General features: G+C 62.2%; 23 protein-coding genes. 8 read left to right on the plus strand and 15 right to left on the minus strand.

Annotated elements, in window-relative coordinates; translation table 11 throughout:
* Window positions 1-170: 170 nt before the first annotated feature.
* The 6 genes from IWX87_RS19905 to IWX87_RS15045 form a co-directional block, all read right to left on the minus strand.
* Complete coding sequence (locus IWX87_RS19905) at window positions 171-368, minus strand: hypothetical protein (RefSeq protein ID WP_196864343.1); 198 nt, start codon at window positions 366-368, stop codon at window positions 171-173.
* A gap of 609 nt (window positions 369-977) precedes the next feature.
* Entirely contained in the window at window positions 978-1184 is a 207-nt protein-coding gene (locus tag IWX87_RS15025; protein WP_196864344.1) for a hypothetical protein, read from the minus strand.
* Entirely contained in the window at window positions 1181-1426 is a 246-nt protein-coding gene (locus tag IWX87_RS15030; protein ID WP_196864345.1) for a bacterioferritin-associated ferredoxin, read from the minus strand. Before IWX87_RS15030 ends, IWX87_RS15025 begins: the two co-directional genes overlap by 4 nt.
* On the minus strand, window positions 1423-2415 hold the full coding sequence (locus IWX87_RS15035; RefSeq protein ID WP_196864346.1) for an ABC transporter ATP-binding protein: 993 nt from the start codon (window positions 2413-2415) through the stop codon (window positions 1423-1425). Before IWX87_RS15035 ends, IWX87_RS15030 begins: the two co-directional genes overlap by 4 nt.
* A gap of 18 nt (window positions 2416-2433) precedes the next feature.
* Window positions 2434-4608, minus strand: coding sequence for a TonB-dependent siderophore receptor (locus IWX87_RS15040; protein WP_196864347.1), 2175 nt, complete (start codon window positions 4606-4608; stop codon window positions 2434-2436).
* A gap of 736 nt (window positions 4609-5344) precedes the next feature.
* On the minus strand, window positions 5345-6454 hold the full coding sequence (locus tag IWX87_RS15045) for an alkene reductase (protein WP_196864348.1): 1110 nt from the start codon (window positions 6452-6454) through the stop codon (window positions 5345-5347).
* Window positions 6455-6922: 468 nt separating this feature from the next.
* On the opposite strand from IWX87_RS15045, the gene IWX87_RS15050 reads away from it, so the two are divergent.
* From IWX87_RS15050 to IWX87_RS15060, 3 genes are read left to right on the plus strand one after another with little or no spacing between them, the layout of a single operon-like run.
* A complete protein-coding gene (locus tag IWX87_RS15050; protein WP_196864349.1) occupies window positions 6923-7108 on the plus strand; it encodes a DUF1328 domain-containing protein in 186 nt (61 codons plus the stop codon).
* Complete coding sequence (locus IWX87_RS15055) at window positions 7108-7422, plus strand: hypothetical protein (protein WP_196864350.1); 315 nt, start codon at window positions 7108-7110, stop codon at window positions 7420-7422. The genes IWX87_RS15050 and IWX87_RS15055 overlap by 1 nt, the downstream gene beginning before the upstream one ends.
* Before the next feature lie 58 nt (window positions 7423-7480).
* Entirely contained in the window at window positions 7481-8338 is an 858-nt protein-coding gene (locus IWX87_RS15060; protein ID WP_196864351.1) for a transglutaminase family protein, read from the plus strand.
* Window positions 8339-8383: 45 nt separating this feature from the next.
* Here the strand turns inward: IWX87_RS15060 and IWX87_RS15065 are convergent, their stop codons facing one another.
* From IWX87_RS15065 to IWX87_RS15085, 5 genes are all read right to left on the minus strand, one after another.
* Window positions 8384-9157, minus strand: coding sequence for a class II aldolase/adducin family protein (locus tag IWX87_RS15065; RefSeq protein WP_196864352.1), 774 nt, complete (start codon window positions 9155-9157; stop codon window positions 8384-8386).
* 422 nt (window positions 9158-9579) lie between these two features.
* Window positions 9580-10200: an ABC-type transport auxiliary lipoprotein family protein gene (locus IWX87_RS15070; RefSeq protein WP_348535212.1), complete on the minus strand. Its 621-nt coding sequence runs from the start codon at window positions 10198-10200 to the stop codon at window positions 9580-9582.
* Between the two features lie 89 nt (window positions 10201-10289).
* On the minus strand, window positions 10290-11222 hold the full coding sequence (locus IWX87_RS15075; protein ID WP_196864354.1) for an MlaD family protein: 933 nt from the start codon (window positions 11220-11222) through the stop codon (window positions 10290-10292).
* A gap of 18 nt (window positions 11223-11240) precedes the next feature.
* On the minus strand, window positions 11241-12026 hold the full coding sequence (locus tag IWX87_RS15080) for an ABC transporter ATP-binding protein (RefSeq protein ID WP_196864355.1): 786 nt from the start codon (window positions 12024-12026) through the stop codon (window positions 11241-11243).
* Between the two features lie 259 nt (window positions 12027-12285).
* Window positions 12286-13434: an ABC transporter permease gene (locus tag IWX87_RS15085; RefSeq protein WP_196864356.1), complete on the minus strand. Its 1149-nt coding sequence runs from the start codon at window positions 13432-13434 to the stop codon at window positions 12286-12288.
* Between the two features lie 243 nt (window positions 13435-13677).
* On the opposite strand from IWX87_RS15085, the gene IWX87_RS15090 reads away from it, so the two are divergent.
* Together IWX87_RS15090 and IWX87_RS15095 are read left to right on the plus strand one after the other, a co-directional pair.
* Window positions 13678-15420: a GMC family oxidoreductase gene (locus IWX87_RS15090; protein WP_196864357.1), complete on the plus strand. Its 1743-nt coding sequence runs from the start codon at window positions 13678-13680 to the stop codon at window positions 15418-15420.
* A gap of 383 nt (window positions 15421-15803) precedes the next feature.
* Complete coding sequence (locus tag IWX87_RS15095) at window positions 15804-16562, plus strand: TSUP family transporter (RefSeq protein ID WP_196864358.1); 759 nt, start codon at window positions 15804-15806, stop codon at window positions 16560-16562.
* Between the two features lie 33 nt (window positions 16563-16595).
* Here the strand turns inward: IWX87_RS15095 and mrdA are convergent, their stop codons facing one another.
* From mrdA to IWX87_RS15115, 4 genes are all read right to left on the minus strand, one after another.
* Window positions 16596-18755, minus strand: coding sequence for a penicillin-binding protein 2 (mrdA, locus tag IWX87_RS15100; RefSeq protein ID WP_196864359.1), 2160 nt, complete (start codon window positions 18753-18755; stop codon window positions 16596-16598).
* Window positions 18756-18934: 179 nt separating this feature from the next.
* Window positions 18935-19453, minus strand: coding sequence for a rod shape-determining protein MreD (mreD, locus tag IWX87_RS15105; RefSeq protein ID WP_196864360.1), 519 nt, complete (start codon window positions 19451-19453; stop codon window positions 18935-18937).
* Window positions 19450-20370, minus strand: a complete 921-nt coding sequence (gene mreC, locus IWX87_RS15110; RefSeq protein WP_196864361.1) for a rod shape-determining protein MreC — start codon at window positions 20368-20370, stop codon at window positions 19450-19452. The genes mreD and mreC overlap by 4 nt, the downstream gene beginning before the upstream one ends.
* Window positions 20371-20451: 81 nt before the next feature.
* Window positions 20452-21495 carry a rod shape-determining protein gene (locus IWX87_RS15115; RefSeq protein WP_036807110.1) on the minus strand — a complete coding sequence of 348 codons (1044 nt, stop codon included), beginning with the start codon at window positions 21493-21495 and terminating at the stop codon, window positions 20452-20454.
* Between the two features lie 305 nt (window positions 21496-21800).
* On the opposite strand from IWX87_RS15115, the gene gatC reads away from it, so the two are divergent.
* Genes gatC through gatB form a run of 3 tightly spaced genes read left to right on the plus strand, consistent with a single transcriptional unit; the run spans window position 21801 to window position 25083 of the window.
* The gene (gatC, locus tag IWX87_RS15120; protein WP_196864362.1) at window positions 21801-22100 is read left to right on the plus strand and encodes an Asp-tRNA(Asn)/Glu-tRNA(Gln) amidotransferase subunit GatC; all 300 of its coding nucleotides are present in this window, start codon (window positions 21801-21803) and stop codon (window positions 22098-22100) included.
* Window positions 22097-23629, plus strand: a complete 1533-nt coding sequence (gene gatA / locus IWX87_RS15125) for an Asp-tRNA(Asn)/Glu-tRNA(Gln) amidotransferase subunit GatA (protein WP_196864363.1) — start codon at window positions 22097-22099, stop codon at window positions 23627-23629. Before gatC ends, gatA begins: the two co-directional genes overlap by 4 nt.
* The gene (gene gatB, locus IWX87_RS15130) at window positions 23626-25083 is read left to right on the plus strand and encodes an Asp-tRNA(Asn)/Glu-tRNA(Gln) amidotransferase subunit GatB (protein WP_196864364.1); all 1458 of its coding nucleotides are present in this window, start codon (window positions 23626-23628) and stop codon (window positions 25081-25083) included. The genes gatA and gatB overlap by 4 nt, the downstream gene beginning before the upstream one ends.
* Window positions 25084-25165 lie beyond the last annotated feature (82 nt).

Raw genomic sequence — 25165 nt, forward strand, 5'->3', positions numbered from 1 at the left:
TGCTCGAACGCACGCCTGAGCGAGTTATCGCCTATTTCCAGGATCGGCGTGTTCGCTATGCCGCTTGATACTTCATCGGGCCGGATCAATAGGTCGTCATTCCCGCCTGCGCTGGAATGATGGTGATTTTTGAAGTCATGGAAAATCACTCTATTCAGCGCGGAGGCGCTCTAGCAGCCCCACACGGACCCGCTTTTACGGAGCGATAGATAGTGCAAAAAGAATCCCACGATTTCGGCAAGCGCCGTCATAACGAACAGCCTGGTTGTTTTTAAAATCAAATTTTCTTTCTTTTTTATGGGTGGGTTCGCAGTGTCCAGCTGAAGCACACCCGAACCGGATGTCACGATACGCCAGCGAGCGGCCATGGCGCTTCAAGCTACGGCATGCGGACGTATGTCACGGTGCGAGAACAGCGTTAGGGGAGACGCCTTCAACGAAGCAGCGCAGGTGACGCTGAAGAAACCCTGGTAACCGGTTACCAGGGCATGAATGACCTCACCGGTGCTGCTGAAAGCCACTGGAACGCATCAAAAGATGCGTTTTCACATGGTTTTGATGCCCTGACCTCAAACTAAAAGAGGCTGCTTTTCGGCACCGAAGTTTTCGGGTCAGGTTAGTTTTTTGTGGCGAGCCTGACATTGGAAAAGGCTCAACTCCGTCATCTGCCAAATCGACACGCATTTGGCGAGAGTACCGTACGTCCGATTGGGTTACTTGCGTTGTACGCCAACGCAAAACCAAGCCAGATCAAGGCCGTGGCCCACAGGATGCGGGCGACGTGGTGCTGCTCATGGACAGCGCTTACGAAGGTAAGGCTGCGCGCTCGCTGGCCTGGGCCATGGGTTTTGTGCCGGTGACCCGGACCAACTTGCCGCGGCACCAGCCCTGAGACTGGGACAAACAGCGCTGTTGCCGGCGAAGCCGGATCAAGCGCTTATCTCGGCGCCTGAAGGCTGGGCACCGGGTGCTGCCACTCAGTGCTGGTGCGCGCCCATTTCCACCTTGGTCTTGTCGATGTCAATGGTTTCAGCCGTGGCCAGTGCGGCAATTACCGCATGCAGGCGAACCTTGGCCTGGGCCACGGCGTCGTCGTGGCTGCTGGCTTCGACGAAGGACTCGAATTCCAGCTTGTCGCCGTTGTCCAGCATGTGCGCCAATTTGGTTTTGTAGGGTTGGTTCATAGGGATCTCTTTTCAATCAAGGCGTTGGAAATGGGCGCGGTAAGCGCCACGGACTGCGCTGGCAGTGTTTTTTCAGAAAACTCCGCCAGCACACTTCTGACCATCGGGATGCAGTCGTTGCATTTGGGCAGGCACCCGATGGCCTTGAAGCAGGTTTTGACGTTGTGCGCCCCGCTGGCGCAGGCGGCGCGAAACGTCTCGATGTCGATCGCATGACAGGTGCAGGAAGTTCGCTCGCTCACGCTGCCGCCTCCTGGGGCCGCAGCACCCGGCGAACCGAGGGCCAGCTTTCACGCACCTTGTTGTGCATCTTGGTCACCGCATTGAGCGGCTTGGTCAGCAGCTTCAGGTTCACCAGAAAGACGCCAATCTGCGCGGCCGTGAGCTGCTCCGGCAGCAGCGCCCAAACCCCGCCCAGCGACAGCGTCAGCACCAGCACCAGCGACAGCCAGAAGGCAAACTCGGAGGTCACTTCGCTCAGCTGCTTGGTGACTTCAAACTTGATCCGGTTGCGGTAGAGCTTTTCCTGCTCGGTGTGCAGGCGCCGCTTGTCACCCTGTGCAACGGCCGAGCTGACGTTGCCGACCAGCACCACGCCGCGCAGGCTCAGCCGCGCAATGATCTGGCCGAACACCAAAGACGCCAGGAAGGGGATGAAAGCCGTTACCACCAGCGCTGGCAGCAACTCTGGCGACAGCTTGATCTGCCACAGCAGCACGGCCGGAACACCAATCAGCACGACCCAGATTTCTTTTTGGGCCAGATCGAAAATCTTGACCACGTTTTTGGCGTCATTGGTGGCCTTGGCCACCTGCTGGCCAGCGCAACCGACGCCGCGAATTTCAAACCAGCGCCGCTGCACGTCGATCAGCAGCCGGTCGTCATACATGCGGTTGCTGACTTTCTCAAAAATCTGCAGCAGCGCCAACCCCATGAAAACGGCCAGCGCATAAGGCACATAGGTGAGCAACTCCTGCAATGCAAAAGCCCGGCCGCCCTTGGCGACTTCGGCCAGCACTTCATTGGCCAGCCACGCTTGCAGTGGCGCCAGGGCCGGTGAGATGATGTTGGGGAAAATCGTCAACGCCAGCAACCAAGGGTGCGCCAGCATCATGCGAGTCATTTCCTTCAGCAAGGTTTTGACCGGCGTTACACCCGGCAGGTCGCGGTCGGAAGGCGCTTCGTGGCTCGGTCCAGCCATCGGGACCATAAGGGGAATGTTGGTGTGCATTGCCTTAACTCCTCAGTGCTAGAAGCGCGCCTCATAGGTCAGGTAAATCGTCGGCCGGGAGCTTTCGGTCTTGGACTCGCTGCTAGCGAAGATTCCGCCAGCGCTGTACTTGGTGGTCGTTTCCTGCTTTTTGACCGACAGGAGGTTCTTGGCCACCAGCCTTATTTCAGCGAGCGGGCTGATGATCTTGGTGGCGTACACATCCAGCAGCGACGACGCGTTGCGGCTTTTGCGCTCGCGCTCGCTGTTATCGTTCAGTCCATCGGTGGTGAAGCCAGGCTGATAGCTGACGTGGGTGCCCACGGACCAGCGGGTCGGCTGGTGAGTCCATTCCACGCCCACCGAGGTGATGCGTGGCGGCATGTCTTGCACGCCCCCATGAGTGCCATTGACGGCATTGAGGACCCGTCCGCGCAGCTCGGCATGGCTGCCGGTCAAATTCAGCGCATGCGCACCCTTGTGCAGCAGGGGCAGTCGTCCATCGAACTCAAGGCCCCAGAATTTGGCCTGGGCCGCATTGCTTGCACGCTGCACATAACGTGCGCCCTCCAGCGTGGTGGTCTTCTGGATGAAATCGGTGACATTGCGCTGGTACAAGTTCGCGCCTAACACCCCGCGGCTGCCCTGAAAAAATTTCTCAATGCCGAGCTCAAGGCCCCGGGCACGCTCGGGCCGCAGGTTGGGGTTGCCCGCTGTGTCCGGGTTGGCCAGGCTCCCCGATTTGGTCGTGACCAGCGGATTGATCTGGTCAAACTTGGGCAGTTTGGAGGTGTTGCTCCAGCTTGCCCGAACGTTGGTGTTCTTGGCAACTTCCCAGCGGTAGTGCAGGGAAGGGCTGGTAAAACTGTATTCGCCGTCTTTTTCGATGCCCTTGCCATCGGTCGCGTTGCGGCTGGTTTTTTCCTGCCGGACACCGGCGGTCAGCCATTGCCTGTCGGCAATCTGCCACTCATCCTGGGCATAAGCCGTGAGCTTGCGCTCGACCACGTTGTAACGGTCGGCCAGTGCGCTTTTGTCAACGCCGTTTTCCATCTTGGTTTTCTGGTTGTCGAACTCCGCGCTGCGCCACTCCAGGCCAGTGGACACCGTGTGCCGTCTGGCTGCCTCGAACGATGCACCAATGCCGGCGTAGTGGTCACGGTCCACGATCTGCTCGCGTTCCGTGGCCCGTTTCGTGAGGACGCGGACGGCATTGTTTTCAAGGCTGAGCGCGTCCTTGACGACCGTGGCGCGCTGGATGCCGGCCTTGGCAAACCAGCTACCCCAGGCTGCCCGCCCGTCGTAGCGGGTCCCCAGGCGACCGATCATGTCGTCCTTGTTTTCTGTTTTCTCCACTCCTTTGGTGTAAACCCCGGCGGCATTGAAAAGCGATGAACTCTCCGTTTTGTCCTCGGTGCCTTGCGTCACGAAAGCGTCCAGCGTCAGCCGGTCCTGGCCGTTGCGCCAGGTGATGCGGGGCGACAGCAGGGTTTCAGTTTTCTTGGCCGGTTTGGGCTTGAGCTCCCGCTGCGTGACAGCGCCACTGGCACTGAGCGTATCTTTTTCCTCGACAACGTCCTCCGCGCCCACGGTGTGCGACAGGGCCAGGACCACATCCACGTCGCCCAGTTGACGGCTCCATTGCGCCACCATGTCGCCCACGTCAAGCGAGCCATTTTTGCCGTAGGCCGCGCGCAGGCGGGTGAAGTTGTCGGCGGTCTTTTTCAGCACAATGTTGACAGTGCCGCCAATACCGTCCGATTCCATCGTGGCGCTGGGGCTGCGAATCACCTCGATGCGCTCGATCATGTCGGCCGGCAGCCGGTCCACCTGGATTTGCCGGTCCTTGGTGGCGGTGGGAACCGGCTCACCATTGATGAGGAATTGCGTGTAGCCTTTGTCAAGACCCCTGAAGCGGATGTCCTTGACCACCCCCGCCGGCCCCGAAAAGCCCATCCCAGGCAGTCTGCGCAGTACATCGCCCACGGTGGCGTCGCCGTAGCGCTCCACCTCCTGCTCACCAATGACCAGCTTGGCGACCGATGCGTCTTTGCGTAGTTTCTGAGCATCGCGCTGGCCGTAAATCGTCACATCGGCAAGTGCGGCCGACGAGGTGGATGTGTCGCGGCCATCCCGGGCAATGCCCGTCGCAGGAAAAGTCGCATAAGCCGCCGCGATCGCCAGCGCGATGGGCCAGGGTTGATGTGCCAGCATGACGAAGTCCTTCATGTCGAAGCACTGGCTGGCGATGGCTGGCGTGTGCGGTTATTTGTAGCGTTCAAGTTTCCGTTTTCAAGGGCAGATGCGCAGGCAATAGGCCGGCGCATCCACATCTGGCGACAGTTGTTTCAAAATGAATTATATATTCAAATGAGAATCATTCGCAATTAATTGAAGGGTTGTTTCTAACGCAGTGCACTTGTGCAGCCAGCACCAGTCTGCGTCCGGAAAGTTTGATGTGCTGAAGCTGTGCAAGCGCGAGAGCGAGGTCGGGCTCGCCCCGAGCGGCGGGGCCTATGGAATGCAGGTGCGGCCGCGCCATTCGCAGTAGTGTAAAAAGGGCACTTCAAGCACTTTTTTGGGGCGTGTCAATCCTTGGCAGGAGCACGCAAGAGTGGTCATCCGCAAGCCATCGGCCTGACACGCGGGGCCTTGAAGGCCGAAATCCTCACTGTCTGCGGCGCTTCGGGCAACCCATTGCATTTTGTGCCGACTACAGGCCAAGGCGCTTTGGCTGACAAAGCAGACGACCCGGACAAAATTGTCCAAGCGGCACAAAGTCAAGGCAGCAATGTCTTTCGCTGCGTGGCCACTGGCCGTGACAAGCGCGGCGTCAAGTTTGCGGGCTGTCTGAACATGGCCGGCACCGTGAAATGGCTCCGTTGACTTTCCGAACATGGCTTAATCAAGTAAAAATCTCTTATTGCGCAGGTAGCGCTTTCGTTTCTAGCTATTTATGCGATAGCGCCGGATAGTCCGTGTAGCCTTCGGCGCCGCCGCCGTAGAAGGTGGCTTTGTCGGGCTCATTCAGTGGTGCATCGGTCCGGAGCCGCCGCACCAGATCCGGGTTGGCTATGTAAGGCTTGCCGAAGGCGACCAGGTCGGCGCCGTTTTCCAGCGCCTGTTCGGCCGTGGCCTTGTCGTAGCCGTTATTGACCATCCAGGCACCTTTTCCGCCGGCCGCGCGGTAAGCCGCTTTTAGCGCCGGGTAGTCGAACGGACGCTCGGACAATTCGCGCGGGCCGCCGGTGGCGCCGACGATGATGTGGACATACGCCAGGTTCAGCTTGGCCAGCTGCTTGACGACGTACTCGAACAGCGGCTGCGGGTCGCTGTCGAAGGCGTCGTTGGCCGGTGTCACAGGCGACAGCCGGATGCCGGTGCGGCCGCCGCCAATCGCGTCCACGATGGCGCGTGTCACTTCCAGCATCAGGCGGGCGCGGTTGCGGATGGGGCCGCCGTAGTCGTCGGTGCGCTGGTTGGAGCCGTTCTTCAGGAACTGGTCGAGCAGGTAGCCGTTGGCGCCATGGATTTCCACGCCGTCGAAGCCGGCCGTGTCCACCGCATTGAGCGCCGCCGCCCGGTAGGTGTGGACGATCTCGGGCAGTTCACCGGCATCGAGCGCGCGTGGCTCGGACGTGGCGACGAAGGTCGGCACGCCGCCCTTGATCAGCACCGTCTTGGTCTTGGCGGTGATGGCCGAGGGCGCGACCGGCTGGCCGCCATCCGGCTGCAGGTCGCTGTGCGAAACGCGGCCGACGTGCCATAGCTGCACCACGATCTTGCCGCCCTCGTCATGCACTGCCTGGGTCACGTGCTTCCAGCCGTCGAGCTGCTCGGTGCCGTAGAGGCCGGGCACATCGGCATACCCCTGGGCTTGGTGGCTAATGGCCGTGGCTTCGGTGATGAGCAGGCCTGCCGTGGCGCGCTGGGTGTAGTACTCGGCCATCAGCGGCGTGGGAATGGCATCGGGCGCGCGGTTGCGCGTCAGCGGCGCCATGATGATGCGGTTTGCCAGCAGAAGATCGCCAGCCTGGACAGTGTCGAATAAAGTGGGCATTGGATTTCCTGGTTCTGGTGTGAAAAGGCAGGCCGCCGGCCAGAACTGGACCACAGGCGTGCTGCACAGGATCGGCTTCTCCGGGCCGCCTGGTACACAGTAAGCCTTGAGAAAAGCAGCTGTCAATTATGAACCTGGGCGTGCGGCGCAATCCAGCCGGAGCTTTTTTCATTCTGCTCAAAGCAGCCCGCTTTTGGCCGGGATGACCGGTTTGACCATCGGTCCATAATGGCATGGAACGTGCGTCATTCCCCGGTCATGGAAGCATGTCACGATAGGACATTCTGGCAAGCCAAAAGATGCTTCGGGCACAACGGCCAAGGCAATGTCCTACAAAGCGCAAAGGACCATGCTTATGCTGAAAACTGGCATGCTTTTTTACGATAGAAGTCAACCCTCCAATGGAGGGTTGTGGCTGATGGACGATAAGTGCCTTGGGTTGTAATCAAGGAATGAAGAAAGATAAAAATGGTCAAATATGCAATTATTTTTGCGATCATTTCACTGATTGCTGGCGCCTTGGGATTTACCGGCGTCGCTGCAGGCGCGGCGGGGATTGCCAAGGTTCTGTTCGGCCTGTTCCTGATTCTGGCGCTGATTTTCATCGTGCTGGCGGCGCTGGGTGTAGGCGCTGCCAAGAAAATGATGAAGTAATGGAGCCTGACGACAGCCAGCCGCCCCGCACAGCAGTTTCACGGTTAAAGAACCGCATTTTTCAGGGGTGGTCGTCGCGGGAGGAACCTGACGGCCCGACAAGCCACACGGTGCCGGCCATCGCGCCCCAGCGGCAGGTCGGGTTTCCTGCGCGTATTGCCGAGTTCCTGCTGGTGTTCAGGCTCAGGGCGCGTCGCCCTTCCACGTTGTCCACCGATATTCTGGAGCGCGCTGTCCGCGTCGTGTTTGTGACCTGCAAGAACTGGTTTTCCGGCACCGATTCACCCGCACCCCGGCCGCGCAGGCGTGACTAGCCGTCTGGCTTGTTGCGCCACCGGCTTTTTTTGATTCGCCTTACAGGAGCCACCCTTCATGCACACCTCACTGGTTGACTGCCTGATCGAATACGAAGTCAGCAGCCCGGCGCATTTTTTGCTTAACATCGGCGCTGCATTTTATCCCGGCCATGAAGTCGTGGAGGAGCGGCTGACCATCACGCCGAGCATGAAGGTGCGGCATTTTTCCGACGAACGCAGCGGCAACCGCTTCATTCGCCTGGACGCACCCAAGGGCATCCTGTCGGTCAACTACCATGCCCGCGTGCAGTTGCATCCGGTGGCGCAGCCGCTGCATCTGGACGAGACACCCGTCAGCGCCCTGCCTGACGACGTGCTGCACTACCTGATGCCCAGCCGTTATTGCGAATCGGATTCGCTGCGCCGCGTGGCGCAGCAACTGTTCGGCCACCTGCCGCCCGGCATGGGCCGGGTGCGCGCGGTGGAAAGCTGGATTCACGAATCAATCGATTACCAGACTGGCGTCACCCAGCCAACCACCACGGCGCAAGACGTGTTTGTGCAGCGTGTGGGCGTGTGCCGCGACTTTGCGCACCTGGGCATCACGCTGTGCCGGGCGTTGAACATTCCGGCGCGGCTGGTGGTCGGCTATGTGAATTTCGCCGAAGCGCCGCAGGACTTTCACGCCGTATTCGAGGCCTGGCTCGACGGTCGTTGGGTGTTGTTCGATGCCACGCGCATGGCGCCCATCGACCGGCTGGTGCGCATCGGCACCGGCCGGGATGCCAAGGATGTGGCCTTTGCGACGATTTTTGGCGATGTGAAGATGCTGCGCAAGGACATCACCGTCGATGAGGGCGAAATGCCTGCCGAGGACGAGGGACATGCTACTGAGCCGGCCGTCGCAGCCTCGCCGGGCTTGCCGAGTTTTTAAACACCCGCCCGCCGCCCGGTTCTCCCCGGGCCAGATGGGCGCCTGTCAGGTCCGGTAAGGCGTGTCAAGACGCTCCAGCTTGCGGATCAGCGAGGGCCAGACAAAGGCACCGCCCAGGCCGCCGGTCTGCACCCGCATCGCTTCGGACACGCCCTGCACGATCAGCGGGTTGACCTGCGTGAGCGCGCCACCGCCGGCCTGCGCATCAATCTGGATGCGGCAGGTGGCCTCAAAGGTGTACATGCTCAGGAACGCATCGGCAATCGACTTGCCGACGACCAGCAGGCCGTGGTTGCGCAGCACCAGAAAATTGGCGCGGCCCAGGTCGGCTTGCAGGCGCGGCTTTTCCGCATCCTTGAAGGCCACGCCTTCATAGTCGTGGTAAGCCAGCGACGCCAGCACGAAGGTCGATTGCTGGCTGATCGGCAGGATGCCGCCAGCCTGCGCGCTGACACCCACGCCGGCCCGGGTGTGGGTGTGCAGCACGCAAACCGCGTCTGGCCGGGCCGCGTGCACGGCGCTGTGGATGACGAAGCCGGCGGGATTGACCGGGAACGGCGAGTCGATGACCTTGTTGCACTGCTCGTCCACCTTGACCAGGCTGGAGGCGGTGATCTCGTCAAACATCAGGCCGTAGGGGTTGATCAGGAAATGGTGCGCGCCGGCGCCGGCAACCGACTCGGGCAGTTTGGCGCTGATGTGGGTGAACACCAGGTCGCTCCAGCCGTACAGCGCAACCAGCCGGTAGCAGGCCGCCAGGTCGCAGCGCAGCTGCCATTCTTCGGCGCTGACTGCGCCTTGCAGGGAAGGAATGTTCATGGGATGCCTCTTGAAATATGCGTGGTGGAGCTCGACAGCCTACAACGGCTGCGACCCGGGCCCCTGTTTCACGCGCGACACCGCTGGCCCCGCTCAGGGTTTGCAGCGAGAGGAAATCGGTATAAATTGCTACTTAAAATATAGCTGGCAATGCCCGTTAATATTGCGCAAACCGGGTTTTTTGCCGTTTTTCCGTAACCACCCGGAGCGGTTTTCCACGAGGCGCCTGTCAATTCGATGGAAGGCTGGCTGGTCGCTACTGTGCTTAAGAAGCCAATCCCATGCTGAGAGTCTCCAGCCGAAGTTATTTTGTACCGGGACCTGTCTGGGTTCGCGCATAACGCCTGGCACTGCGACAAAAGGCTGCAGGAGCCCATGCGCTGCGCACAGCTGACCGGGACAGGTGAAATACGGTAAGAGACCTATTTTATTTGCCGCACCCACTGGTCCAGCTCGTCGATGGCGGCGTTGGTCGCGGCGGTCAGGGCACGCACGCCGCCGGCGGCATCGGCACTGGTGGCAGGTCGCTGCACCGACAGGTTGCGTTGCGCCAACAACCGTTCACCAGAGGGCGTGATCTCGACCAGCGTGGCATGCAGCCGAATCAGGCCGATGCTGGCATCAGGCGCAGTGAACAGCTGGCTGAACTCTTCAAGCTCCAGCCGAAGCATGGGCAAATTGGTGTTCTGGCTTCGGTTCAGCGCCACGCCCTCTCGGGCATTGAGCACCACGCGCTGCTGGCTCAGGCGCTCGCGCATGCGCTGGCGCACCAATTGCGCCGGCGGCATGGTCCAGCGCGCCTGTGAATAGGGGCGCAGCTGCTGGTCGTCAACATAGCCCAATCGGTAGAGCACGGCCTGATTCTCCAGCGCGCCGCCGGAGGTGGCAATGTCGGCAATCGCCAGCGGCGACAGGACAGACGCAGCCATGAGGGCCGGGGGCATTGTCGCAAGCTGAGTGGTCATCTCGCCCGGTCCGAAGTCGTACATGGTGGCGCGGGTCGGCTTGTCAATCACCGAGCACCCGGTGGCAAGGGCCAACACACTTATCACACACAAAACCCGTTTTGCGCAATATTGGCCTGCGTTTAAAGCTACTGAATTAATAGCATTGAAAAGTGGCTCAAAGGTCATCATTGTGGGTCTCCGTTGGCGGAAAAGCCGGTTTCGCCGGGGCCGGGCACGGCTGGGCCATTGCCAAAAATAAGCGATTGCGGGTTGTCATCAACCCCACTCACGGTACGGCGCAACTGGCGCATGGTGCGCGCCGTTTCGTCGGCCACCTCGCCCAGCTTGGGCAGCGTGGCCGCGCTGAAGGTTTCCACACCGGCGGCCAGCGCCTCACCGCCCTCCTTGAGCCGGTCAAGCGCGCCGCCTTTTTCATTCAGGCGCTGGGCGGTGAGGGCGACTTCATCGGTCGCGCCCTTGACCGAACGCAGGGCCGCCTGCGCATCCCTGGACAATGCGGGCAGCGTGGACACGGCCGGCTCCAGCGCCTTGGCGACGCGGTTGATGCTGCCGGCGGCCTCGGCGAGTTGCGTGACGGCGGTGTTGATGGCCGCTTCGTTCTGCGCCGACAGCAACTGGTTGATGCGCGTGGTTGCCTGCTCGGCCTGGTCGAAGATCACTCCGCTTTGCTTGATCAGCTTGTCGATACCGCCCTGCTTGAGCGGAATGCGCGGCGGATCGTCGTCGTTGGGCGTGAGCCGCTGGCTGGAACTGCCGTCGTCGTCGAGCTGGATGAAACCCAAACCGGTGACGCCCTGGGACGCCACGGTGGCAAAGGTAGAGCGCGTCACCGGCGCGGCCTGGTCGATGGACACGCGGATCAGCACATTGCCTTTGACCTTCTGGTCAAACCCGATGCGCTCGACCTTGCCGACGGCCACGCCCCGGTAGCGCACCGTGGCTTGCGGTTGCAGGCCGGAAACGGTCTCGGAAGTGCTCATTTCGTACAGGTTGCGCTCGGTGTTGTCACGCGTGAGCCAGATGGCCAGCACGGCCAGCAGGGCGGTGATGAGCACCACGAACGCGCCGGCAATCAGCGCATGGGCCTTGTTTTCCATGATGAAAACCTTTCTAGATCAAGGGGCGGCGGGGTGGTTCAGCAGCGTCATCGCCCGTTTCCCCCGTTCGCCAAGAAAAAAGTCGTGAATAAAGGGATGCTCGAACGCCACCACCTTTTGCGGCACGTCGTTGATGATGACTTTTTGCGATGCCAGCACGGCAATGCGCGTGCTCAGCTCGAAGATGGTGTCCAGGTCGTGCGTGACCATCACCACCGTCAATCCCATGCCCTGGTGCAGCGAGCGCAGCAAATCACAAAAGCTGTCGGCGCTTTCGGGGTCCAGTCCGGCGGTCGGTTCGTCCAGCAGCAGCAGCGGCGGGTCCATGATCAGCGCGCGCGCCAGCGCCACCCGCTTGATCATGCCGCCCGACAAATCGCTGGGCATCTTGTCGGCGGCCTCAGCCGGCAGGCCGACCATCTGCAGCTTGACCAGCGCCGCCTCGCGCATCAGCGCGCCCGGCAGCGTGTTGAGTTCGCGCAGCGGAAAAGCGATGTTCTCCAGCACAGTGAAGGCTGAAAACAGCGCGCCTTGCTGGAACAGCATGCCGACCCGGCTGGCCGCACCGCGCTTGCCCAGTTCGGCGGCGGGCTTGCCAAGCACCGTGATGTCGCCCTGTGTTGGCGTTTCCAGCCCCAGCATCTGGCGCAGCAGCACCGTCTTGCCGGTGCCCGAACCGCCGACCAGTGACATGATTTCGCCGCGCTCCACCGTCAGATCGAGGTCTTTGTGCACCACCGACTTTTTGTCGCCGTTCTGGAACACCGTCCAGAGCTTGCTGATTTGAACGACGGGTTCAGTCATTTCTCACCCGGTTTCCAAAAACCATGACCTCTGCGCGGTAAGCGAAACGACAACCCTGCAGGTGATGCACCCTACCAGCAGGGGCCGCGGAACCGGCTTTGCCGGGCCGCAGGCGCAGCAGCTCCCTCGGGGGGCAGGAAGCTACACGCAGTGAGCGACCGTGGGGGCGACATCCATGGCTTTGCCAGGCCGCAGGCGGGACGGCCCCCTCGGGGGCAGCGAACCACACGGAAGTGGGGAGCGTGGGGGTCTTCATCACTTAAATGCCCACGCTTCTGAACAAGATTGCAAACAGCGCATCCACCAAAATGACCACGGTGATGGAGGTGACCACCGACGCCGTCGTGCCTTTGCCCAGGCTTTCGGTGTTGGGCTTGACGCGCAGGCCGTAGTGGCAGCCGACCAGCGCGATCAGCAGGCCAAAGACGACCGACTTGGAGGTTGCCAGCGTCAGGTTGGACACGCTGACAGCGGCGGGCAGCGAGTTGAGAAAGTACGACGGCGTCACGCCCATCGAGACATCGGCCGCCAGCATGCCGCCGAGCAGCGCGGCTATCGTGGTCCAGACGCTGATCAGCGGCATCACCACCGCCAGCGCGATGGCGCGCGGCATCACCAGCCGGAAGCCCCGGGCAATGCCCATGACGCGCATCGCGTCAATCTCTTCGGTCACCCGCATCACGCCGATCTGCGCGGTGATGGCCGAGCCGCTGCGCCCGGCGATCAAAATGGCGGCGAGCACCGGACCAAGTTCGCGGATCAGCGAAATACCCAGGATGTTGACAATGAAGGCATCGGCGCCGAACTGGCGCAGCTGCTGCGAGATCAGGTAGGCCAGCACCACGCCGATCAGGAATCCGACCAGCGCCGTGATCGGCAGCGCCGTCGCGCCAAAATGGTAAAGATGGCCCGACAGGTCACGCCACGGCCCTTGCCGGGGATGGCGAAACAGCCGCAACAGGTCAAGCAGCAGCTGCCCCAGCAGGCGCAGCATGCCCTTGAGATGGTCGATCAGGCCGAGCAGCCGCTCGCCAAACACCACCAGCGGTTCCGACCACGGCGAGCGGCGCGGCGGCGCCAGAGCGACGGTGAATTTCTCCACCGTTTCCAGCATTTCGCGCTGTTCAGGCGCCAGTTGCACATCGTCCGGCCAGCGCTGGCGCCATGCCGTCCACAGCACCTGCGCGCCCAGGTAGTCGAGCTGTTCAATGTCTTCCAGGCTCCACCGGGCGGAATTGGACGCAGCAGGCGGCCGGGCGCTGCTCAGGCTGTCGAGCTGTTCGCCCAGCGCGGCCCAGGCGGGTGCCAGCGTCAGCTGTGCGGCGGTCCAGCTTCCCTGCAGGCGCACGAGCGGGCCTTCAGGGGAATCCTGAATGTCAAGGCGCGGCGGTGAGTCGTCAAGAGGCATGCGGGCAATGGTGTGGAACAGCCACCGATGGACCAGGCGGATTTGAACGCAAAGCGGTCATGGTAACTGCAGAAAATGAAGAAAGCAGGCGTTCCGTCTGGTTCCGCCATGGTCCTACAGGGCTTGGTGCCTGCCGGCCAGGCTCGCCAGCTGTGAAAGCGCGGCGGGCAAAGGGGTAATCTCCTTCACGGGCATGACCGAGTTTTGCCACAATGCAAGGTGAGTCCACCAAAGCCCTATTTCATGCACGACCAGAACCTGACTTTCGACTACATCATCATCGGCGCGGGCACGGCCGGCTGCCTGCTGGCCAACCGGCTCAGCGCCGATGCGTCCAAGCGCGTGCTGCTGATCGAGGCCGGCCGCAAGGACGACTACCACTGGATTCACATTCCGGTCGGCTACCTGTACTGCATCGGCAACCCGCGCACCGACTGGCTGTTCAACACCGAGCCCGACGCGGGGCTGAACGGCCGCGCGCTGCGCTACCCGCGCGGCAAGACGCTGGGCGGCTGCTCCAGCATCAACGGCATGATCTACATGCGCGGCCAGGCGCGGGATTACGACAAATGGGCGGAGCTGACCGGCGACAGCGCCTGGACCTGGGACAACGCCCTGCCCTGCTTCAAGCTGCATGAAGACCACTACAAGGGCGCTGACCCGCTGCACGGCGCGCGTGGCGTGGCGCCGGCCTTGATGGAGGACAAGCTCCAGCCCTACCAAAAAATCCTGCGCCACCGCAATGCCGGCGGCGAATGGCGCGTGGAAAAGCAGCGCCTGCGCTGGGACATCCTTGATGCGTTCGCCGAGGCGGCCTCCCAGGCCGGCATTCCCCAGACCCCGGACTTCAACCGGGGCAGCAACGAAGGTGTGGGCTATTTTGAAGTCAACCAGAAAAACGGCTGGCGCTGGAACACGGCCAAGGCTTTCCTGCGGCCAACCTGCCTGGGCCGGCCCAACTTCGAACTCTGGACGAACGCCCAGGTGAGCAAGCTGGTGATCGAGCTGCAGGCCGACGGCAGCCAGCGCTGCACCGGAGTCGAGGTCTGGACCGGCCAGGAGCGGGTCACGGCGCTGGCAACGCGCGACTCGGGCCACATGGGCGAGGTGCTGCTGTGCGCCGGCAGTATCGGCTCGCCGCACATCCTGCAGCTTTCCGGCATTGGTCCGGCCGGGCTGCTCCAGCAGCACGGCATCCCGGTGGTGCAGGACCTGCCAGGCGTCGGCGCCAACCTGCAGGACCACCTGCAGATCCGCTCGGTGTACAAGGTCCGGGGCGACAAAGACAGCAAGCGCTGGGGCCTGTCGCTCAACACCATGGCCAATTCGCTCTGGGGCAAGGCGCGCATCGGCATGGAATACGCGCTGCGCCGCACCGGGCCGATGAGCATGGCGCCGTCGCAACTGGGGGCCTTCACGCGCAGTTCGCCCGACCAGCCCTGGCCGAACATCCAGTACCACGTCCAGCCGCTGTCGCTCGACGCCTTCGGCGAACCGCTGCACAACTTCAACGCCTTCACCGCCAGCGTCTGCAACCTGAACCCGACCAGCCGGGGCAGCGTTCGCCTGAAGACCGGCGCCTTTGCCGACGCACCGGCCATTTCGCCCAACTACCTGAGCACAGCCGAGGACCGGCAAGTGGCGGCCGATTCGCTGCGCATCACGCGCAAGATCGTCAGCCAGGGCGCACTGGCCAGATACCAGCCGGAGGAATTCAAGCCGGGCGTGCAGTTCCAGACCGACGAGGATTTGGCGCGGCTGGCCGGCGACATCGCCACGACGATTTTTCACCCGGTCGGGACAACAAAAATGGGCCGCTCCGACGACCCGATGGCGGTGGTCGATTCGCACCTGCGGGTGCGCGGCGTTCGCGGACTTCGCGTGGTCGATGCCGGCGTGATGCCGCTCATCACCAGCGGCAACACCAACTCGCCGACCCTGATGATTGCCGAGAAAGCAGCGCAGTGGATACAGGCTGGCATCTGAGCGGCCAGCGAAAATGGCGGGCCGTCAGCCGGCAATTGTCAGGCCAAGGTTGCAGTGCGCAAAAGGCTCGCTACCGTGGTTTGTGAGCGTTTCATTTGCGGGAAATCCCTGATGCGCTTTCTCAGTGCACCCGCTACATTGGAGAACTTGCTATCGGGCCTTGCTGCTCGCAATGCGGGGAGTCGAGGAGACATTTATAAATAGAAGACACAGCGTTGCAAAAAATGCTGGTTTGACCAAAAGCGCTGGCAACCCCAGCGCTTTTTTTCGTCCGCACCCTGATATTCAAGTGTTAAAAATGGCTTTTGCGCACAACGCAGAAGCATTCATTGCTATTAATAAATGAGTAAAAGCCCGACCCGGCGGGTGCGACAATTGCCGCCATGGAATTGCTGCTTGTCTCTGTTGCTTCGTTGTTTGCCGGTTTTGTGGACGCCATCGTTGGCGGCGGCGGACTGATTCTGGTGCCGGCGCTGTTTGCCGTCTTTCCCACCACGCATCCGGCAACCTTGTTTGGCATCAACAAGGGGGCATCGGTCTGGGGAACGGCAGTCGCCACGACCCAGTACGCGCGGCGCGTCCAGATGCGCTGGTCGGCGCTGCTGCCGGCGGCGGGAGCCGGGTTTTGCGGCTCGCTGGCGGGTGCATGGCTGGTCACCATGATCGATCCGGGCTTCCTGCGCAAAGTCCTGCCTTTCGTGCTGCTGGCCGTGCTGGCCTACACGCTGGCAAAAAAAGACCTTGGCCGCCACCACACGCCGCGTTTCACCGGGCATGCCGAAACCCTGGTGGCCTGCTGCATCGGCCTGGTTCTGGGGTTTTACGACGGGTTTTTCGGTCCCGGAACGGGCAGCTTTTTTGTCTTCCTGTTCGTGCGCTGGCTGGGCTACGATTTCTTGAACGCGTCGGCTTCGGCCAAACTGCTCAATACCGCGACCAACCTGGCGGCGCTGGGACTGTTTGCCTGGAAAGGCCATGTCTGGTGGCATTTCGCGCTGACCATGGCGGTGGCGAACGTCGCGGGCAGTCTGCTGGGCACGCGCCTGGCGCTCAAGCACGGAGCGGGTTTTGTACGGCTGGTGTTTATTGGCGTGGTCAGCGCGCTGATCCTGAAAACCGGTTTTGACGCGTTCCTGAAATAGCCATGGCCACGCGCCCGGCAGCCATGCGCAGGGCTAAGGTGCGCTGCTTTCTACAGGAATGATTGCAGATGCCGGCGGAACCGGCTTTCGGGCGGGCGTGGCCTTGACAGGCTTGGCCGCCTTTGCCGTCATTGCCGCATTGGCCGGTTTTTCCACCTCGACGGCTTTGACGAGAGCGGCCGCTGGCTCGGCTTTCTGAACGGTGACAGGTCTGGCGCCGGCGGCCGACACCATGGCACCGGGCGTGTCGCCCACCAGCAGCGCAACCATGTCGGCGGCCAGGCGCGGCTTGCCTGTGGGCGCCACAGCCTTGCCTGCCTGCACCGCAAGCATGTCTTCCTCGCTCGGGTACTGACCCAGCAGCACATAGTCGAACACCCTGCGGGCAATCGGCGCCGCCACGCCGCCGCCCCAACCGGCATTTTCCACAATCACGGCCAGCGCGATCCGCGGGTTGTCGGCCGGGGCAAACGCCATGTACACCGCATGGTCGCGCTGGTGCTCTTCCATGCTCGCCTTGTTGTAGCGGTCATTGCGGCCCATGCTGACCGCCTGCGCCGTGCCGGTCTTGCCACCGGAGAGGTATTGCGCGCCGGCAAACACCCGGGTCGATGTACCGCCCTGCGTCACGCCGACCAGGGCCTTGCGGATGATGGCAACGTTTTCAGGCTTGTAGTGCAGGTCAACCGGCGGGTCGGCCTGCAGCGGATGCAGCGCGCGTGTCATCGCGTCCTGCGTGCCCATCACCAGCCGGGGCTTGTGCTTGATGCCGTTGTTGGCCAGGGTGGCCGTGGCCTGCGCCAGCTGCAGCATGGTGAAGCTGTTGTAGCCCTGGCCAATGCCCAGTGAAATGGTTTCGCCGGCAAACCACTTCTGCTGCGCCACCCGCTTGAAATAGTTGCGTTTCCATTCCTGGTTGGGCAACACGCCGCGCACCTCGCCATTGATGTCGATGCCGGTGGCCTGGCCAAAGCCCAGTGGCGCCATGAAGTCGTGAATGGCTTCCACCCCCAACTCGTTGGCCAGCGTGTAGAAATACACATTGCTCGACTCGACAATCGCGCGGTTCATGTCCATGGCGCCACCACGCTCGTTTTCCGGGCTGCCAAAACGATGGCCGCCAAACATGAAGAAGCCCGGGTCGTTGATGATCGCGGTGGGCGAACGTTTGCCGGTTTGCAGCGCGGCCATGGCCATGAAGGGCTTGTAGGTCGAGCCCGGCGGATAGGTGCCGCGCAGCGCGCGGTTGAGCAGCGGCTTGTCGATCGACTCGTTGAGCGCCTGCCAGCTTTCATGGTCAATGCCCTCGACGAACAGGTTGGGATCGAAGGTCGGCTTGCTGACAAAAGCCAGCACCTCGCCGCTTCGGGGGTCCAGCGCCACCAGGGCGCCGCGTCGCGTGCCGAACATGTCCTCGACCAGTTTTTGCAGGCCGATGTCCAGCGAAAGCATGACGTTGTTGCCCGGCGTGGCCGGACTGGTCGCCAGTTTTCGCAGCGCCCGCCCGCCGGCCGATGTTTCCATCTGCTCGACGCCGGTCTGGCCATGCAGCTGCTGCTCGAAACTCTGCTCGACGCCCAGCTTGCCGATGTAGTCGGTGCCGCGGTAGTTGCCTTCTTCCTCGCGATCCTCGATCGCGTCCTTCTCCGCCTGGTTGATGCGGCCGATGTAGCCCACCACATGGCTGCCCAATTCACCATAGGGATAGTTGCGAAACAGCCGGGCCTTGATGTCCACGCCGGGAAAACTGAAGCGCCGGGCGGCGAAGCGCGCCACTTCTTCGTCACTCAGACGGGTGCGCAGCGGAATCGATTCAAAGCTCTTCGATTCTTCGCGCAGGCGCTTGAAGCGGCGCTTGTCCCGGGGCGTGATGTCAACCAGCTTTTCCAGCGCGGCAATGGTTTCGTCCATGTTTTCCACCTTGGACGGTGTGACTTCCAGCGTGAAGGCCGAATAGTTGGACGCCAGCACGATGCCGTTGCGGTCCAGGATCAGGCCGCGACTCGGCACGATGGGGACAATCGCCGTGCGATTGCTTTCGGCCTGCGCGCGCAGGTCTTCGTAGCGATGCACCTGCAGGAAGGACAGCCGGGCCGCCACCAGGGAAAAGCAGAGAAGCACCACCAGCCCGGCCACCACCACACGAATGCGAAAACGCGACAGCTCGGCTTCAACGTTTCTGAGTTCAGTCATGGTGATCGGATTCAGGGTGCATCAAAAAGTGCCCGGGAGGAATGCATTTCATCAGTGTGAGGCCGGACAAGGCACGGGGTCGGTTGAGGCCGGGGTTGGATGTCATTTGATCAGTTGGGGACAGAGCTTGCCGCTGGCCTTGGGCTGGCGGCAAGCTCTGCGGTCTGTCCGGCAAGCTCTCAAAGAGGCCGATTTTCATCCCGGTCAGGCGTGCGCAGTTGCGGCACCAGCAGAAGCACGCTCGCCAGCGGCCAGAGCAATGCCTCGGCCAATGGCGCGACCAGCACGATCCAGCCGGGAAAAACGCCGCCGCCGAGCAGCCGCAGGATTATTTCGGCGGCATGTGCCGCTGCAAACAGCGGCAACACCTGCAAGGCCTGCAGCGGCACCGTGAACCACAACAGCCGACGCTGGATCATGGACGCAAAAAAGCTCAGCGCGACATAGGAAAAGGCATGCTGCCCGAGCAGCGACGTTTGATGAACATCCATCGCCAGGCCGAACATGAAGGCGATGCCGATGCCGACCCTCAGCGGCTGGTGCACGTTCCAGAAGACCAGCACCAACGCCAGCAAATCAGGCATCCACGGCACCCGGCCCAGTGGCAGCATGTTGAGCAGCAAAGCGGCTGCCAGGGTGCTCCAGATGAACACCGGACTGGCAGGCAGCAGCAGTTGCTGGCCGGAGCGCATGATCATTTGGCGTACCCCTTTCGGGCAGGCGCAACCGGCGCGATGCTTGAAGGCGGCAGCGCCAGATCGGTCGTGACCGGCTGGACGACGATGACATGCCGTGCGCCCGTGGTCAGCGCCTGCGGCACGCAATAGATCTTGGAAAATGCCGATTCGGCCCGGCGCTCGATCCGGCTGACGCGCGCCACCGACAGGCCGGGCGGGTACACGCCATCGACGCCGCTGGTGGTCAGCAGGTCGCCTTCCTGAACATCGGCGTTGCTGCCCATGAAGCGCAGTTCCATGCCGGTGCCGCCCACCGTCGGGTCGCCATAGGCTACGCTGCGCGCGCCCGTTCGCACATTGAGCACCGGAATCGCCAGATCGGGGTCGACCACCAGCGTGACTTCGCTGACCAGCGGATACACCCGCGTCACCTGTCCCAGCACGCCCGATTCGTCAAGCACGGGCGAGCCCAGGGCGACTTTATGCACTTGCCCCTTGTCGATGATGACCTTGCGGGTATAGGAATCGGCGGCGTCGTACACCACCTCGGCCGCGAAGACCGGCGTGGCGAGTTGCGCCTTGAGGTCAAGCAGCTTGCGCAGGCGGTTGTTTTCCTGCATCAGCAACTCGACCTGGCCGGCGCGCAGGGACTGCAGCGCCAGCTTTTCACGGGCCTGGGCGGTTTCAAGCTGCGCCTGGTCCAGGTCGGTGAAGTAGCCGCTGACGCCCTGCACGGCATGAACCGGCTGCAGGGCCACCCACTGCACAGGGTACAGGGCCGTGGCAAGGGCGGCGCGGATCGGCTGGGTGACGTTGAAACGCGCATCGGCCACCATCAAAAACACCGACAGCGCACCAAAGAAAACCAGCTTGGAAAATACCGACGGCCCCTGGTTGAAAAAGGGCGGCAGGGATCGGTCGAGGGTTCCTAAAGCCATGGTGCGTGGTCAAGCCGGTCCGGTATGGTGCTGCAGCCGCGCTGCATGGGACGGGCTTGAGGATGGCGTGGTGAAAAAAGCCTATTCCGTGGTGAAGATCGAGCCCATGCGGTCCATGCGCTCCAGCGCGATGCCGCAACCGCGCACCACGCAGGTCAGCGGGTCCTCGGCGACCAGCACCGGCAGGCCGGTTTCCTCGGCCAGCAGGCGGTCCAGGTCGCGCAGCAGCGCGCCGCCGCCGGTCAGCATCATGCCGCGGTCGGAAATGTCGGCGCCGAGTTCGGGCGGCGTCTGCTCCAGCGCGTTCTTGACGGCCGAGACGATCTGGTTGAGCGGGTCGGTCAGGGCTTCAAGGATTTCGTTGCTTGAAATGGTGAAGCTGCGCGGCACGCCTTCGGACAGGTTGCGGCCCTTGACTTCCATTTCACGGACTTCGGAGCCGGGAAAGGCCGAACCGATGGTCTTTTTAATCACTTCAGCCGTCGGCTCGCCAATCAGCATGCCGTAGTTGCGGCGGATGTAGTTGATGATGGCGTCGTCAAAACGGTCGCCGCCGACGCGCACACTGCCCTTGTAGACCATGCCGCCGAGCGAGATCACGCCGACTTCGGTAGTGCCGCCGCCAATGTCGACGACCATCGAGCCACTGGCCTCGGACACCGGCAGGCCGGCGCCCAGCGCGGCAGCCATGGGCTCTTCAATCAGATACACAGCGGCAGCGCCGGCCGCCTCGGCGGCGTCCTTGATGGCGCGGCGCTCGACCTGGGTCGAGCCGCAGGGCACGCAAATGATGATGCGCGGGCTGGGCGTGAGCAGGCGGCGCGGATGCACCATCTTGATGAACTGCTTGATCATCTGCTCGGTGATGACGAAGTCGGCAATCACGCCGTCCTTCATCGGGCGGATCGCCTCGATGTTGCCAGGCACCTTGCCCAGCATGGCCTTGGCTTCGCGGCCGACGGCCTGGATGACCTTTTTGCCATGGGGACCGCCTTCGTGGCGAATCGCAACCACCGACGGCTCATCCAGCACAATACCCTTGTCGCGCGCAAAGATCAGGGTGTTGGCAGTGCCCAGATCGATCGCCAGGTCGGTGGAAAAGTACCGACGGAATGCTTCAAACATGTTCAAAAATCCGGTTGCGGCATGGGCAAACTTCGCTGCCGCATCGCCTTTATTATTTAATCAGCAGAGGAAAGAGAGGACGTACAAGGCTAGGTTGCAAAACCTGTTTGAAGCGTCTAAAAAGCGCCTAAAGGGTGGATCAGGCCTTGAATTCACGCCAAAGGCGGGATAATAACGCATCCACTCTGATTCAGCGTGGCACAATGCCCGTTTTTTTTGGTTTACATCTGGTTTTAGTTGCATTATCGCGCCCTGTGCAAGGCGTTTTTTCTTCTGCATCACTTCACAAGCGCTTATTGGCATTTATGGCATTGACATTTAAAGACATTGAACGCGTGGCCAATCTGGCACGGCTGGAACTCCGGCCCGACGAAACCGAGCGCACACTGAGCCAGCTCAACGGTTTTTTTGCCTTGGTCGCGCAGATGGAGGCGGTGAATACCGACGGCATTGAGCCGCTGGCGCATCCGGCGGCGCTGCTCGGCGACGTCGCCCTGCGGCTGCGCGACGACATCGCCAGCGAACCCAACCAGCGCGAAGCCAGCCAGGCCAGCGCGCCAGCCGTCGAGCGCGGCCTGTTTCTTGTGCCGAAAGTGATCGAATGAGCAGCCCCTCCTCCAGCCCCCTGAACCTTGACCTGCACGACCTCGGCGTGGCGCAACTCGCTGCCAAACTGGCAGCAGGTGAGGTTTCCAGCGTAGAAGTCGCGCAGCATTTTCTGAAACGTATCGACCAGCATGCCAGCCTGGGCGCGTTTCTGGCACTTGACGCCGACGCGTCACTGGCGCAGGCCCGGGCCGCCGACACCCGACTGGCCGCAGGGGAACGCACGCCCTTGTTGGGCGTGCCGCTGGCGCACAAGGACGTGTTTGTCACCCGCGACTTTCCCACCACTGCCGGCTCGAAGATGCTGGCGCATTACCGCAGCCCGTTTGATGCCACAGTCGTCAACAGGCTGGGCGTTGGCATTGGCGGCGCCGGCATGGTGACGCTGGGCAAGCTCAACTGCGACGAGTTCGCCATGGGCTCGGGCAACGAAAACAGCGCCTATCAAAAAGTGCAGAACCCCTGGGACGTGAGCCGCGTGCCCGGCGGTTCGTCGGGCGGCTCGGCGGCCGCCGTCGCTGCGCGCCTCGTGCCTGCCGCCACCGGCACCGACACTGGCGGCTCGATCCGCCAGCCGGCGTCATTGACCGGCATCACCGGCATCAAGCCAACCTATGGCCGTTGCTCGCGCTACGGCATGGTGGCATTTGCCTCCAGCCTGGACCAGGCCGGCCCGATGGCGCGCAGCGCACTCGACTGCGCCCTGCTGCTGTCCGCCATGGCCGGCCCGGACCCGGACCGCGACTCGACCTCGCTGGACCTGCCCGCTGTTGACTATGCTACTGATTTAATAGCTACTCATGCAGACGGAACTAGCGCAAAGCCCCTAAAAGGCTTGAGAATCGGCCTGCCGACGCAGTTTTTCGGCGCCGGTTGCGCGCCCGACGTGGTGGCGGCCGTGCGCGGCGCGCTGGCCGAATTTGAAAAACTGGGCGCGACGCTGGTCGATGTCAGCCTGCCGCTGACCGAACTGTCGATTCCGGTCTATTACGTGATCGCCCCGGCCGAAGCCAGCAGCAACCTGAGCCGCTTTGACGGCGTGCGCTACGGCCACCGCGCGGCGCACTACACCGACCTGACCGACATGTACAAGAAGTCGCGCAGCGAAGGCTTTGGCGACGAGGCCACGCGCCGCATCATGATCGGCACCTATGTGCTGAGCCACGGCTATTACGACGCCTACTATTTGAAGGCGCAAAAAATCCGCCGCCTGATCGCGCAGGATTTCCAGACTGCTTTTACGCAATGCGACGTGATTGCCGGTCCGGTGTCGCCCACGGTGGCCTGGAAAATTGGCGAAAAGTCCGCCGACCCGGTGGCGAACTATCTGGCTGACATCTACACGCTGTCGTCCAGCCTGGCGGGACTGCCCGGCATGAGCGTGCCGGCCGGTTTCGGCGCGGCCGGCATGCCCGTCGGCCTGCAGCTGATCGGCAACTATTTCAAGGAAGCGCAGTTGCTGGGCGCAGCCCACCAGTTTCAGCTGGCGACCGACTGGCACCAGAAAGTACCGGGAATTTCAGCATGAGCCAAGATAAAAAATCCCTGCTGGTGCAAGGTTACGAAGTTGTCATCGGCTTTGAAACCCATACCCAGCTGACCACGCAGTCAAAGATTTTCAGCCGCGCCTCGACCGCGTTTGGCGCCGAGGCCAACACCCAGGCGTCCGCCGTGGACTTTGCCCTGCCCGGCGCGCTGCCGGTGATGAACAAGGGCGCGGTGCAGCGCGCCATCGAGTTCGGCCTGGCGGTGAACGCGCACATTGCCGAAAGCAGCGTGTTCGCGCGCAAGAACTATTTCTACCCCGACCTGCCCAAGGGCTACCAGATCAGCCAGTTCGAGATCCCGGTGGTGCAAGGCGGCGTGGTCGAGTTTTTCCTGGACGGCGAAAAGAAATCCGTGCGCCTGGTGCGTGCCCACCTCGAAGAAGACGCCGGCAAATCGCTGCACGAGGACTTCATCGGCCAGAGCGGCATCGACCTGAACCGCGCGGGCACGCCGCTGCTGGAAATTGTCACCGAACCCGACATGCGCTCGACTGCCGAGGCCGTGGCCTATGCCAAGGAACTGCACAAGATCGTCACCTGGATCGGCATTTGCGACGGCAACATGCAGGAAGGCAGCTTTCGCTGCGATGCCAACGTGTCGGTCAGGAAGCCCGGCGCCGAACTGGGCACGCGCCGCGAGATCAAGAACCTGAACAGCTTCAAGTTCATGCAGCAGGCGATGGACTACGAAGTGCGCTGGCAGATCGAGCAGATCGAGGACGGCCACGCCATTCAGCAGGCGACCGTGCTGTTCGACCCGGACACCGGCGAGACGCGCTCGATGCGCAGCAAGGAAGACGCCGCCGACTACCGCTATTTCCCCGACCCGGATTTGCCGCCGCTGGTCATTGGCCGCGACTGGGTGGAAAAGACGCGCTCAGAGATGTCGGAACTGCCGCGCGTGATGGCCGCACGCTTCGTGGCCGACTATGGCCTGAGCGACTACGACGCCGGCCAGTTGACGCAAAGCAAGGCGACGGCGGCCTATTTTGAAGCGGTGGCACATGCCAGCAAGCAGGCCAAGCTGGCCAGCAACTGGGTGATGGGCGAGGTGTCACGCCGCTTGAATGCCGAGGACAAGTCGATTGAAGCGTCCAGCGTCAGCGCCAGCCAGTTGGGGGCCCTGATCGGCCGGATTGCCGACAGCACGATTTCCAACAATGCGGCACGTCAGGTGTTTGACGCCTTGTGGGCCGGTGAAGACCAGGACGTTGACACGCTGATCGAGGCCAAGGGCCTCAAGCAGATGAGCGACACCGGCGAACTGGAAACCATCATCGACGGCGTGCTGGCGGCCAACGCCAAGAACGTCGAGGAAGTGCGCGCCGGCAACAGCAAGGCCTTCAACGCGCTGGTCGGCCAGGCCATGAAGGCCACCAAGGGCAAGGCCAATCCGGCGCAGGTGAATGAATTGCTGAAGAAAAAACTGGCTTGACGCCCCGCTTTCACTGCATCAAAATGCTATCGAAACAGTAGCTATCAAGGCAAGCCAGTATTGCGCAGAAAAGCAATTTGGC

It is taken from the genome of Polaromonas sp. CG_9.7 (genome assembly GCF_015752205.1).
Classification (GTDB): domain Bacteria; phylum Pseudomonadota; class Gammaproteobacteria; order Burkholderiales; family Burkholderiaceae_C; genus Polaromonas.